Here is a 12,833-nt window from a genome sequence, read left to right as displayed (position 1 = left end):
GTCAGTTAGCTTTTTTACACGAAGGGATTGACGGGGCATGTCGGCGGCAGTAAGATGCGCCCCGCATTCGGTGATTGGCGCAGCCTGGTAGCGCACTTCGTTCGGGACGAAGGGGTCGGAGGTTCGAATCCTCTATCACCGACCAAATTCAGAAAAACCCAACCGCAAGGTTGGGTTTTTTGCTTTCTGCGTCCGAATGAGGATGAGAACCTTCCAAAAAAGAGAGACAACGCGAAGAGCGAAACCTGCCATTTCATCCGAAATCTCCCTTATCCCCATTTCCCGCTGCCAGTTCACTGTTTTGTGCGATATTCCATTGTATTTTTTTATATATGTTTGAATCTTTTTTCGCGTTGCTTATGGATAGAGGCAGCATTTTCACCTGTGCGTTTTAACGTTCGCGGCATTAATCGCTCATATATTCAGCATTTCGCAAGAATTTTTTCATTATATGCATGAATGTTAATCACTGATTACGGCGAATTAATAAGCGCATTATTCTGGCTACTTGCCGCTAGCACAAATTTCCCTGCTGAAAACAGGCGCCTGAAGTTTTTTTAAACTTTGTTTACCGATTCTCACCGTCGTTGTAAATCCCGGTTACCTGTATTGACGTTTTGACATTCTGTTGACAGATTGTAGGGCGTGAGGGGCATTTCAAGGAGAATCTGCACTGCAACTCAGTCAACCTTGTGAAAGGAATCCCCATCTCTCATAACGCCTTCGGGCACAACCGACCAGACCGGGTAAAAATCTAATAAAGGGCTGTCGGATATACCCACTGCATGGGTAACAACACATATCACATTGGAGCAGAATCAATGAGTATTTCCTTGAAGAAGTCAGGGATGCTGAAGCTCGGTCTTAGCCTGGTGGCAATGACCGTCGCGGCAAGCGTGCAGGCTAAAACCCTGGTTTATTGTTCTGAAGGCTCGCCTGAAGGCTTTAACCCACAGCTTTTCACCTCTGGTACCACTTACGATGCCAGCTCCGTGCCAATCTATAACCGCCTGGTAGAATTCAAAACCGGCACCACGGAAGTGATTCCGGGTCTGGCTGAGAAGTGGGATATCAGCGCCGATGGCAAAACCTACACTTTCCACCTGCGTAAAGGCGTGAAGTGGCAGGACAACAAAGATTTCAAACCGACGCGTGAATTCAACGCCGATGACGTCGTCTTCTCCTTCGATCGTCAGAAAAACGATCAGAACCCGTACCACAAAATCTCTGGCGGCAGCTACGAGTACTTTGAAGGCATGGGCCTGCCGGACCTGATTAGCGAAGTGAAGAAAGTCGACGACAACACCGTTCAGTTCGTGCTGACTCGCCCGGAATCACCGTTCCTGGCTGACCTGGCGATGGACTTCGCGTCCATTCTGTCTAAAGAGTACGCCGATAACATGCTGAAAGCGGGCACGCCGGATAAAGTTGACCTGGATCCGATCGGTACTGGTCCGTTCCAGCTGCTGCAATACCAAAAAGACTCCCGCATTCTGTACAAAGCGTTTGAAGGTTTCTGGGGCACCAAGCCGAAAATCGATCGTCTGGTCTTCTCCATCACGCCTGACGCGTCCGTACGTTATGCCAAACTGCAGAAAAACGAGTGCCAGGTTATGCCGTACCCGAACCCGGCTGACATCGCGCGTATGAAGCAGGACAAAAACATTAACCTGATGGAGCAGGCTGGCCTGAACGTCGGTTACATGTCCTTCAACACCGAGAAGAAACCGTTTGATGACGTGAAAGTGCGTCAGGCGCTGACTTACGCGGTAAACAAAGAAGCGATCATTAAAGCGGTTTACCAGGGCGCGGGCGTTGCGGCGAAAAACCTGATCCCGCCGACCATGTGGGGCTATAACGACGACGTTAAAGACTACACCTACGATCCTGAGAAGGCGAAACAGCTGCTGAAAGAAGCCGGCCAGGATAAAGGCTTTACCGTTGAGCTGTGGGCAATGCCAGTACAGCGTCCGTACAACCCGAACGCTCGCCGTATGGCCGAGATGATTCAGGCTGACTGGGCGAAAGTGGGCGTACAAGCCAAAATCGTTACCTATGAGTGGGGTGAATACCTGAAGCGCGCGAAAGCGGGCGAACACCAGGCGGTAATGATGGGCTGGACCGGCGATAACGGGGATCCGGATAACTTCTTCGCGACCCTGTTCAGCTGCGCAGCGGCTAAAGACGGCTCCAACTACTCTCGCTGGTGCTACAAGCCGTTTGAAGATCTGATTCAACCGGCGCGCGCCACCGACGACCACAACAAGCGTGTTGAACTGTACAAACAGGCTCAGGTGGTGATGCATGACCAGGCTCCGGCGCTGATCGTCGCTCACTCCACCGTTTATGAGCCAGTGCGTAAAGAAGTCAAAGGCTATGTGGTTGATCCGTTAGGTAAACACCACTTCGAAAACGTGTCTGTTGAATAATAAGCACGGTGCCTTTTCCCTCTCCCCTCTGGGGAGGGGGAATTTACATTTGTGAGCAATACAGACGCGCCGTCGCCAGGCGTAGCGTCACTACTGAGAATCCGGGTTATGTTGCAGTTCATTCTCCGACGTTTGGGGCTGGTTATCCCAACGTTTATCGGTATCACCCTTCTCACCTTTGCCTTTGTCCATATGATCCCCGGCGACCCGGTAATGATCATGGCGGGTGAGCGTGGTATCTCTCCTGAGCGTCACGCCCAGTTGCTGGCCGAGCTTGGTCTCGACAAGCCGCTATGGGAGCAATACGTCAACTATGTGTGGGGCGTGCTGCATGGTGATTTAGGCATGTCGCTGAAAAGCCGTCTTCCGGTGTGGGACGAGTTCGTACCGCGTTTTAAAGCGACGCTGGAACTCGGCATCTGCGCCATGATTTTTGCGGTAGCCGTAGGTATTCCGGTGGGCGTAATGGCCGCTGTGAAGCGCGGTTCCATCTTCGATCACACCGCCGTGAGCCTCGCGCTGACCGGTTATTCCATGCCTATCTTCTGGTGGGGCATGATGCTGATTATGCTGGTCTCGGTACAACTGAATCTGACCCCGGTTTCCGGGCGCGTCAGCGATATGGTGTTCCTCGACGACAGCAACCCATTGACCGGGTTTATGCTGATTGATACCGCCATCTGGGGCGAGGACGGAAACTTCATCGATGCCGTTGCGCACATGATCCTGCCCGCCATCGTGCTCGGTACGATTCCGCTGGCGGTGATTGTGCGTATGACGCGTTCGTCAATGCTGGAAGTGCTGGGTGAAGATTATATCCGCACTGCGCGCGCGAAGGGGCTGACCCGTCTGCGCGTGATCATCGTTCACGCGCTGCGCAACGCGATGCTGCCGGTGGTGACGGTGATTGGCTTACAGGTCGGCACGCTGCTGGCGGGCGCGATCCTGACGGAAACCATCTTCTCCTGGCCTGGTCTGGGGCGCTGGTTGATTGATGCACTGCAACGCCGTGACTATCCGGTGGTGCAGGGCGGGGTATTGCTGGTCGCGACGATGATTATCCTCGTCAACCTGCTGGTCGACCTGCTTTACGGCGTGGTGAACCCGCGTATTCGGCATAAGAAGTAAGGGGCCATCATGTCACAAGTCACTGAAAATAAAGTTGTCTCCGCACCGGTGCCGATGACCCCGCTGCAGGAGTTCTGGCACTATTTCAAACGCAACAAAGGCGCGGTGGTCGGGCTGGTTTATGTGGTGATCATGCTGATCATCGCCGTGTTCGCCAACTTCCTCGCCCCGCATAACCCGGCGGATCAGTTCCGCGATGCGCTGCTTGCGCCGCCGGTCTGGCAGGATGGCGGCACCTGGACGCACATCCTCGGTACTGATGACGTTGGCCGCGATACGCTGTCGCGCCTGATGTTCGGCGCGCGTCTGTCGCTGCTGGTCGGCTGTCTGGTGGTTGTACTGTCGCTGATCGCCGGGATTATCCTCGGTCTGGTCGCCGGTTACTTCGGCGGCGTTATCGACAATATCATTATGCGTATCGTCGATATCATGCTGGCGCTGCCAAGCCTGCTGCTGGCGCTGGTGCTGGTGGCTATTTTCGGCCCGTCGATAGTTAACGCCTCGCTGGCGCTAACCTTTGTTGCCTTGCCGCACTATGTGCGTCTGACGCGCGCGGCGGTGCTGGTGGAAGTGAACCGCGACTATGTCACCGCTTCCCGCGTGGCCGGCGCAGGCGCGATGCGCCAGATGTTCGTCAATATTTTCCCTAACTGCCTTGCGCCGCTGATTGTTCAGGCGTCGCTTGGTTTTTCCAACGCCATTCTCGATATGGCCGCCCTTGGCTTCCTTGGCATGGGTGCGCAGCCGCCAACACCGGAGTGGGGCACCATGCTCTCCGACGTGTTGCAGTTCGCACAAAGTGCCTGGTGGGTCGTGACCTTCCCCGGTGTTGCGATCCTGCTGACGGTGCTGGCATTTAACCTGATGGGTGACGGCCTGCGTGATGCGCTCGACCCCAAACTGAAGCAGTAAGAGGCTCGAGATGGCGTTATTAAATGTAGATAAGTTATCGGTGCATTTCGGCGATGTTGGCTCCGAATTCCGCGCCGTAGACCGCGTAAGTTATAGCGTAAGCCAGGGCGAAGTGGTCGGCATCGTCGGTGAGTCCGGCTCCGGTAAGTCGGTCAGTTCGCTGGCGATCATGGGGCTGATTGATTTCCCAGGCCGCGTGATGGCGGAAAAACTGGAGTTTAACGGCCAGGATCTGAAACGCATTTCGGAAAAAGAGCGCCGCAGCCTGGTGGGTTCCGAAGTGGCGATGATTTTCCAGGATCCGATGACCAGCCTGAACCCGTGCTACACGGTCGGTTTCCAGATTATGGAAGCCATTAAGGTGCATCAGGGCGGGAATAAGAAAACCCGCCGTCAGCGGGCGATTGACCTGCTCAACCAGGTGGGTATTCCCGATCCGGCTTCGCGTCTGGATGTTTACCCGCATCAGCTTTCCGGCGGTATGAGCCAGCGCGTGATGATTGCGATGGCGATTGCCTGCCAGCCGAAACTGCTGATTGCCGACGAACCGACAACCGCACTGGACGTGACCATCCAGGCGCAGATCATCGAGCTTTTGCTGGAATTGCAGCAAAAGGAAAACATGGCGCTGATCCTGATCACGCACGATCTGGCGCTGGTGGCGGAAGCGGCGCACAAAATCATTGTGATGTATGCAGGCCAGGTGGTGGAAACCGGCGAAGCGAAGGATATCTTCCGCGCGCCGCGTCATCCCTACACGCAGGCGCTGCTGCGCGCGTTGCCGGAGTTTGCGCAGGATAAAGCGCGTCTGGCGTCATTACCGGGCGTGGTGCCGGGCAAATATGACCGCCCGACTGGCTGCCTGCTGAACCCGCGCTGCCCGTATGCCACGGACAAATGCCGCGAGCAGGAGCCGGAACTGAACACCGTCGATGGCGGGCGTCAGTCCAAATGTCACTACCCACTCGATGACGCCGGGAGGCCGACACTATGAGTACGCACGAGGCCACCTCGCAACAGCCACTGTTGCAGGCTATCGACCTGAAAAAACACTACCCGGTGAAGAAGGGGCTTTTTGCCCCGGAACGCCTGGTGAAAGCGCTGGACGGCGTGTCGTTCACCCTTGAGCGCGGCAAAACGCTGGCGGTGGTGGGCGAATCCGGTTGTGGTAAATCCACGCTGGGCCGCCTGCTGACGATGATTGAAACCCCGACCGGCGGTGAACTTTACTACCAGGGTCAGGATCTGCTGAAGCACGATCCGCATGCGCAGAAGCTGCGTCGGCAGAAAATCCAGATCGTCTTTCAGAACCCGTACGGTTCGCTGAACCCGCGTAAAAAAGTGGGACAGATCCTCGAAGAGCCGCTGCTTATCAACTCGTCGCTCAGCAAAGAGGCGCGTCGGGAAAAAGCGCTGGCGATGATGGCGAAAGTCGGCCTGAAAACCGAACATTATGACCGCTATCCGCATATGTTTTCTGGCGGTCAGCGCCAGCGTATCGCTATCGCCCGTGGTCTGATGTTAGATCCGGATGTGGTGATCGCCGATGAGCCGGTTTCGGCGCTGGACGTCTCTGTGCGTGCGCAGGTTCTGAACCTGATGATGGATTTGCAGCAGGATTTGGGGCTCTCTTACGTCTTTATTTCGCACGACTTGTCGGTGGTTGAGCACATTGCCGATGAAGTGATGGTGATGTATCTCGGCCGCTGCGTAGAGAAAGGCACCAAAGAGCAGATTTTCTCCAACCCGCGTCATCCTTACACGCAGGCACTGCTTTCCGCGACGCCGCGCCTGAACCCGGACGAGCGCCGCGAGCGTATCAAACTGACCGGCGAGCTGCCAAGCCCGCTCAACCCGCCGCCGGGCTGCGCCTTTAACGCCCGCTGCAGCCGTCGTTTCGGCCCCTGCACGCAGTTGCAACCGCAGTTGAAAGACTACCGCGGGCAGTTGGTTGCTTGCTTTGCTGTCGACCAGGATGAAAACGGCGAAAAACCGCACGTTTAATCCCCACGTTATGCCTGGTGGCCCAGTGTTTACCGGATCTACGCAGTGTTGTAGGTCCGGTGATGGTGGTGCCATCAGGCATTATCGTTGATGGCCTTCCCTTATAAACATTCCGGTTTTATTTAGAAATTTCCAAAAATAGTCTGAGACGCCGTGGTGAAATAATTTCAACGGGAATAATGAGTTAGAGAAATACTTCTTTTTAATACAACTATATATATTTCTAAGTATTTCAGGTGGTAATAAAAAATTAACAATAATTTAAGAGACGCCAGCGTATTTGGCTTTTTATTCATTTAAAAATGATATTTAAAATAAGTAATTTATCTTAAGTGTGAATGTTGCTGGGTGATTTTTGTTTAATGGCGTCATTTACACTTTAATAGATTTCGCGTGAAAAAAAGATGGCGCATCTATAGCCAATGTTTATATATTTGCTGCAATTAAACAGCGTTTTAGCCCTACTAAACTTTGGCACGTAAAACCAGGCTGAAAACCATCGCTGAAGCATGACTTCGTACCCGCGTAAACCGCACCGCCGCCATTAAAAAAACCATCACTTGATGCTATCAGGACACCGATCCTGACGATGATGGACGCAATTTTATTTTGTAAATCATGAGAATAACTATGGGTCATTACGATGATTTGCAGAGGTTTAAGGACAAGACTCGCAATCAGAAGCACGATTTTAAGGATCTCTCCGCACAGAACCTCGCACAAGACCAGAGCAATTGGGCAATCATTAACCAGCTTTCTCCTGCCACGGATGAATCAATGCTGGCAATGGGCGGCCATGTGTCACTGCCTGTCCCGCAATCCGCCGATCCTGCGCTTTTTGCCGCGCAAGAGCCGGCTGCGGTGGTGGATGATATTGCACCTGCGCCTGCGTCAACAACTTCTCTGCTAAAAGACGTCGCCAGCCAGCTTGATGCAGTGGCTCCGGCATTCAACGCCGCAGCCTACGCGCCTGCGCCTGCAAGCGTTGCACCGGTTATGCAGATGCCATCACCTGCGAATCCTTCTTCGGCTCCTGTCAGCTATGCGCGCCTGTTCGCAGCGAAAGCGACGGAGGAGAAGCCCCGCGCGGAAAAAAATCAGCCTTTACACTCGTTGTTAGAAAGGATCGCTTCATGCCGTTGATTTGTGTGTGTTCGCCGAAAGGCGGTGTCGGAAAAACGACCCTGACGGCAAATCTGGCCTACGCCCTTGCCCGCGCGGGCAGCAAAGTGCTGGCGCTCGATTTTGACGTGCAAAACGCGCTGCGTTTGCATTTTGGTGTCCCGCTGTCTGACGGGCGCGGCTATGTGGCGCGCGCGGCGGAATCCTCGGACTGGAGCCAGTTTGTACTCACCGCGGGCGGCAACATTTTCGTGCTGCCGTATGGTGATGTCACAGAAGAGCAGCGCGTTGCCTTTGATGAGCGTTTAACGAATGATGAGCATTTTCTGACGCGCGGCCTGAATACGCTGCTCAACTATCCGGGCTTAATTATCGTTGCCGACTTTCCTCCGGGCCCGTCTGCGGCGCTGAAAGCGATGTCGCGGCTCGCGGATGTGCATTTAGTCACGCTGCTGGCCGATACCGCCTCGCTCTCACTGCTGCCCTATATCGAAAATAACCGCCTTACCGGCGATGTGCTGAACCGCAAAGCGGGTCACTACTTTGTGGTCAACCAGAGCGATAACCGTCGGCAAATCAGCCGCGATGTTACCGCGTTCATGGAACAACGTCTGGGCAATCAACTGCTTGGTGTGTTGCACCGCGATGAAAGCGTCGCCGAAGCCAATGCTTCTCAGCAGTCGGTCTTTGATTTCAGCCCGGCGTCCGCCGCGGCGTTCGATATTGAACTGATTGCTAAACGAGTCGCCGGAATTTTGGGCGTCAAAATCGGTGACGGCACGGTACACAACTCACCACGCATGTCAGGCTTCTAACGCTTCGGGCAACGTATGAAAAAGTTTCTCTCTATTTTGCTGGTTCTGGCAGTGCTGCCTGTTGCCTTGTTGGTAGTGATCACCCCCATGGACAGCCAAAAACAGTACATTTTTGGCCTGATCAGCATCGGTATTCTCTGTTTAATGGGCTTGAGCAAAAAACGCTGTATTTCGGTGATCATGGTGGTGATGTCGGTGCTGCTCTCGACGCGCTATATCTATTTTCGCCTGACACAAACCCTGCACTTTAATTCCGAAATTGAAACCATCCTCGGTATGGGGCTGTTTCTCGCGGAAGTTTATGTCTGGGTAATGCTGCTGCTCAGCTACCTGCAAACGGTCTGGCCGCTGAAACGCGAACTCGTACAGTTGCCGGATGACATGAGCCTGTGGCCGACGGTCGATGTCTATATCCCGACCTATAACGAACCGCTGGATGTGGTGCGCGATACGGTGCTGGCTGCGCAGTGCATGGATTACCCGCGCGATAAGATGAAAATCTATCTGCTCGACGACGGCAAACGCAGTGAATTCGCCGTGTTTGCCGCCGATGCCGGTGTCGGTTACATCACCCGCAACGATAACGCGCACGCCAAAGCCGGTAACCTCAACCATGCGATGAAGCTCACCAACGGCGAGCTGATTTGCGTTTTTGACTGCGACCACGTCGCGACGCGCATCTTCTTGCAGGCCACGGTCGGTGGTTTCCTGACAGACCCGAAACTGGCGCTGGTGCAGACGCCGCACTACTTCTATTCGCCCGATCCGTTCGAACGTAACCTCTCTGTCGGGCGCAATATCCCCAACGAAGGGGCGCTATTTTACGGCCCAATTCAGCAGGGTAACGATAACTGGAACGCTACCTTCTTCTGTGGCTCGTGCGCGGTGATCCGCCGTAGCGCGCTGGAAGAGATTGGCGGTTTTGCCGTGGAAACGGTCACCGAAGATGCGCATACCGCCCTGAAAATGCAGCGTCTCGGCTGGGGTTCGGCGTTTATTGATATTCCGCTGGCGGCGGGGCTGGCAACCGAGCGTCTGGTGCTGCATGTGATCCAGCGAACCCGCTGGGCGCGCGGTATGACGCAGATTTTTCGTCTCGATAACCCGTTGTTTGGCCGTGGGCTGACCATTCAGCAGCGCCTGTGTTACCTGAGCGCAATGCTTTATTACCAGTTTGCTTTGCCGCGCATCGCCTTTGTCACCGCGCCGCTGGCTTACCTGCTGTTTAACCTGAATATTATTCACTCTTCGGCCAGCCTGGTGTTTGCCTATGCGCTGCCGCACTTGTTCCTGGCGGTGTACGTTAACTCGCGGCTGAATGGCCGTTTCCGTTACAGCTTCTGGGGCGAGATTTATGACCTGGTGATGGCGTTTCACATTGCGCTACCAACGATGGTGACCATGCTGTTTCCCAAACGCGGCAAGTTTAACGTCACCGACAAAGGTGGGTTGCTGGATGTCGGCTATTTCGACTTCAGCGTGGTGCGCCCGCATTTGATCATTGCCTTGCTGCTGGCGGCGGGCGTGGTCGCCGGGATTGTCCGCGCCTGCGCGCATGACTACTTTGGTGTGGATCCGCGCGTTATTGTGCTGAACGTGGGCTGGGGACTGTATAGCCTTATTTTCCTGCTGGCGGCGATTGCCGTCGCGCGCGAAACCCGCCAGACGCGCAAAACCATCCGTATTGATGTCGATATCCCGGTGCTTATTCATTACGCCAGCGGGATCACGTCGCGCAGCCAGACAGCGGATTTGTCGATGGGCGGCTGCCGTATCGTGGCGCCGGACGATCGTCATCTGACTGATGAAATCGAAGCGATTGAACTGCTGCTGCAATCCGGCGCGATTAGTATTCCGGTGCAAACCGTCGCCAGCGACGAGCAGCATATCCGTCTGATGTTCGACGATATTCCGCTGTCGCGCCGCCGTGAACTGGTGCGCGTGGTGCTTTCCCGCGCCGACGCATGGATCCACCCGCCGAAGCCGCAGGACAACCCGTTCCGCTCCATGTTGACGATTGTGCGTTGTGTCTTTGACCTCTTCTGGCTGACGTGGAAATCACGCCGCGAAAACCGCCGTTTACGTGCGCAGCACGCGGCAAAGGTTGCGCAGGAGGAGAGCGTATGAAACGGCTAACCACGCTTGCTGCACTGCTCGGCGCGCTGTTTATCGCGCCGTTACACAGTGAAGAAACGACGGTTGAATCGCTGCTGCCGCTGAATCTGCCGCCGCCAACGATGGTGCAATCCACACCGACATTTGTACCTTCGGTGATGAGTAGTGTCAGCATCGCGCAGATGGGCCAACCGCAAGGGATCACCCTCAGCGGCGGGCAATTCCAGGGCGGCGTTGATTTTACCCTGCCGGTCGACCAGGTCATGACCAGCGCCCGGCTGGCGCTCAACCTGCGCATCTCGCCGGCGCTGGCGGCGCGTAACGCCACCATGCAGTTGATGCTCAACGGCCAACCGCTCGGCACTGTGCCGCTGACGGCGACCGACAGCGACCTTGCCCGTTACCAGCTTGATATTCCCGCCGCGCTGATGGTCTCCAGTAATAGCCTCAGCTTTAAGATTAACGATGGCGATGCCATGCAGTGTCAGCGCGACCTGAGTGACAAATATCGTGTCACTATCCTGCCAGATTCGCGCTTTGAACTGGAAGGACAGCAGCTGGATATCGGCGCGGATCTGAGCCATTTCCCGCGCCCTTTCTTTGACAGCATGCAGATGTCTCCGGCGGCGATTGCTGTGGCATTCGCCTCAAAACTGAGCCCGGACGCGATTAGCGCCGGGGCGCTGATCGCCTCGTGGCTGGGGATTCAGGCCGATTATCGCGGCGTTTCGTTCGCGGCCTACCACGACCGTCTGCCGGAAAAAAACGGCATTCTGATTGGTCACCCCGGCGAGCAAATTGGCGGTTTAACGCTGCCGCAAACCAGCCAGCCGCTGCTGAAAATTATCGATAACCCGGCGAACCCGGTTTACAAACTGCTGCTGGTGGTAGGGAAAGACGAAAGCGAATTACGCGCGGCGGCCTGGCGTTTAACGCGTGGCAACTTTGCGCTGCAAACCCCGGCAGTGGATGTCGATGCGCAGACGATCCCGTTGAGCAAACCGTACGATGCGCCGCGCTGGATCCCAACCGATCGTCCGGTGAAGTTATCGGAGCTGATCCGTAAAGATCAAAGCCTGACCGCCACCGGGATCTGGCATCCGCCGTTGCAGGTGGCGTTTCGCGCCGCACCCGATCTGTTCTTGTGGGACGGTGAAACCATCCCGCTGCATATTGGTTACCGTTTCCCGACGGAGAACTGGATTGACGAACAACGTTCATGGCTGAGCATGACCCTGAACGACACGTTCCTGCACAACCTGCCGGTCAATAAGCAGGGGGCGCTGGAGACGCTGTGGCACAAGCTCGGTGGCGATGCGCGCCAGGAGCAGTTTGATATGCCGCTGGAGCCGTACATGATTTACGGCGACAACCAGCTTTCGCTCTATTTCAACATCGTGCCGAAAAAGAACGCGCCGTGTAGTACGTTGTTGAATAACAACATTAAAAGCCGCATTGATGATGATTCGTGGATCGATCTTAGCCACACCCGCCACTTTGCGCTGTTGCCGAATCTTTCCTATTTCGTCGGGGCTTCTTTCCCGTTTACCCGCCTGGCGGATTACTCAGAAACGGTCCTGATGCTGCCGGTCAACCCCAGCGAAACGCAGATCGCCACGCTGTTTGATATGGCGGCGCGCTCAGGCAACGCCACTGGAACCGCGCTCGGTCACAACCGCGTGGTGTTCGGTGTGCCGACCGGCGGCAGTTTTCTGGAGCTCTTGCGTGACCGCGATGTGCTGGCGGTAAGCGGTATGGATCAGCATGACTTTAACCGTGCGCTACTGGCGAATTCGCCGTTTGTCACCCACGACAGCACGCTGGGCGTACGTGAGCCTTCCAGCTGGCAGAAAGTGCAGCGCTGGATAGCAGGCGACTGGGCGGCAGAAGGGCTGGAAGCCGATCGCTACTTCTCTTCCAATGAAGCGTGGCGCGGCTTTATCAGCTTCCGCTCGCCGTGGAACGATACCCGGCTGGTGGTGCTGGCGCTTGGCAGCAACGACGAGCAGTTATCGCATCTGCATGACGATCTGACATCGGCAAAAATCAACGCCGGCATTCGCGGCGACGCTGCCATCATCACCAATGAAAACGGTGTGCGCAGCTTCCGCGTCGGCGAGCAGTTCCCCAGCGGCGAAATGCCGCCGCAGATGAAAGTGGTCTGGTACGCCAACCAACACTCGGCGCTGCTGGCGATCCTGAGCCTGCTGGTCGGGTCGCTGGTGGGTGGCATGGTGTATCGCGTGCTTAAAAAGCGCGAGCGTAAACGTCTGGATGCGGGGAACAGCAAGTGAAAAGGGTGACAATA

Annotated in this window: 9 protein-coding genes and 1 tRNA gene; all 10 read left to right on the top strand. The window is 55.5% G+C overall.

Annotated features, from left to right (window positions below; translation table 11 throughout):
• The first annotated feature begins 68 nt into the window (after nt 1-68).
• The 10 genes from ACFX4U_RS07835 (at nt 69) to bcsB (ending at nt 12,819) form a co-directional block, all read left to right on the top strand.
• A tRNA-Pro gene (locus ACFX4U_RS07835) sits at nt 69-145 on the top strand.
• Nucleotides 146-821: 676 nt separating this feature from the next.
• Nucleotides 822-2,429 carry a dipeptide ABC transporter periplasmic-binding protein DppA gene (gene dppA, locus ACFX4U_RS07830; protein ID WP_200551246.1) on the top strand — a complete coding sequence of 536 codons (1,608 nt, stop codon included), beginning with the start codon at nt 822-824 and terminating at the stop codon, nt 2,427-2,429.
• A 108-nt stretch (nt 2,430-2,537) separates the two neighbouring features.
• Nucleotides 2,538-3,557 carry a dipeptide ABC transporter permease DppB gene (gene dppB, locus ACFX4U_RS07825; RefSeq protein WP_318367084.1) on the top strand — a complete coding sequence of 340 codons (1,020 nt, stop codon included), beginning with the start codon at nt 2,538-2,540 and terminating at the stop codon, nt 3,555-3,557.
• Between the two features lie 9 nt (nt 3,558-3,566).
• Nucleotides 3,567-4,469, top strand: coding sequence for a dipeptide ABC transporter permease DppC (dppC, locus tag ACFX4U_RS07820; RefSeq protein WP_200551247.1), 903 nt, complete (start codon nt 3,567-3,569; stop codon nt 4,467-4,469).
• Nucleotides 4,470-4,479: 10 nt separating this feature from the next.
• Nucleotides 4,480-5,463: a dipeptide ABC transporter ATP-binding protein gene (gene dppD / locus ACFX4U_RS07815; protein WP_020455681.1), complete on the top strand. Its 984-nt coding sequence runs from the start codon at nt 4,480-4,482 to the stop codon at nt 5,461-5,463.
• The gene (gene dppF / locus ACFX4U_RS07810) at nt 5,460-6,473 is read left to right on the top strand and encodes a dipeptide ABC transporter ATP-binding subunit DppF (RefSeq protein WP_017458247.1); all 1,014 of its coding nucleotides are present in this window, start codon (nt 5,460-5,462) and stop codon (nt 6,471-6,473) included. The genes dppD and dppF overlap by 4 nt, the downstream gene beginning before the upstream one ends.
• Nucleotides 6,474-7,103: 630 nt before the next feature.
• Nucleotides 7,104-7,616 (top strand): cellulose biosynthesis protein BcsO, encoded by a 513-nt coding sequence (gene bcsO, locus ACFX4U_RS07805; RefSeq protein WP_313508006.1) that lies wholly within the window; start codon nt 7,104-7,106, stop codon nt 7,614-7,616.
• The gene (gene bcsQ, locus ACFX4U_RS07800) at nt 7,607-8,410 is read left to right on the top strand and encodes a cellulose biosynthesis protein BcsQ (RefSeq protein ID WP_131411352.1); all 804 of its coding nucleotides are present in this window, start codon (nt 7,607-7,609) and stop codon (nt 8,408-8,410) included. The genes bcsO and bcsQ overlap by 10 nt, the downstream gene beginning before the upstream one ends.
• A 15-nt stretch (nt 8,411-8,425) precedes the next feature.
• Complete coding sequence (bcsA, locus tag ACFX4U_RS07795; protein WP_313508005.1) at nt 8,426-10,537, top strand: UDP-forming cellulose synthase catalytic subunit; 2,112 nt, start codon at nt 8,426-8,428, stop codon at nt 10,535-10,537.
• Entirely contained in the window at nt 10,534-12,819 is a 2,286-nt protein-coding gene (bcsB, locus tag ACFX4U_RS07790) for a cellulose biosynthesis cyclic di-GMP-binding regulatory protein BcsB (RefSeq protein WP_349350384.1), read from the top strand. The genes bcsA and bcsB overlap by 4 nt, the downstream gene beginning before the upstream one ends.
• Nucleotides 12,820-12,833 lie beyond the last annotated feature (14 nt).

Origin of the sequence: Kosakonia sp. YIM B13588 (genome assembly GCF_042788165.1) — a bacterium.
Classification (GTDB): domain Bacteria; phylum Pseudomonadota; class Gammaproteobacteria; order Enterobacterales; family Enterobacteriaceae; genus Kosakonia; species Kosakonia sacchari.
Note: the sequence above shows the minus strand (reverse complement) of the source record. Positions and strands in the feature narration are given on the sequence as shown.

Bases quoted from the DNA above. Each gene is read 5' to 3' on its own strand.
- dppD (WP_020455681.1), top strand. From the start codon at position 4,480: ATGGCGTTATTAAATGTAGATAAGTTATCGGTGCATTTCGGCGATGTT.
- bcsB (WP_349350384.1), top strand. From the start codon at position 10,534: ATGAAACGGCTAACCACGCTTGCTGCACTGCTCGGCGCGCTGTTTATC.
- bcsO (WP_313508006.1), top strand. From the start codon at position 7,104: ATGGGTCATTACGATGATTTGCAGAGGTTTAAGGACAAGACTCGCAAT.
- bcsQ (WP_131411352.1), top strand. From the start codon at position 7,607: ATGCCGTTGATTTGTGTGTGTTCGCCGAAAGGCGGTGTCGGAAAAACG.
- dppB (WP_318367084.1), top strand. From the start codon at position 2,538: ATGTTGCAGTTCATTCTCCGACGTTTGGGGCTGGTTATCCCAACGTTT.
- dppC (WP_200551247.1), top strand. From the start codon at position 3,567: ATGTCACAAGTCACTGAAAATAAAGTTGTCTCCGCACCGGTGCCGATG.
- dppA (WP_200551246.1), top strand. From the start codon at position 822: ATGAGTATTTCCTTGAAGAAGTCAGGGATGCTGAAGCTCGGTCTTAGC.
- bcsA (WP_313508005.1), top strand. From the start codon at position 8,426: ATGAAAAAGTTTCTCTCTATTTTGCTGGTTCTGGCAGTGCTGCCTGTT.
- dppF (WP_017458247.1), top strand. From the start codon at position 5,460: ATGAGTACGCACGAGGCCACCTCGCAACAGCCACTGTTGCAGGCTATC.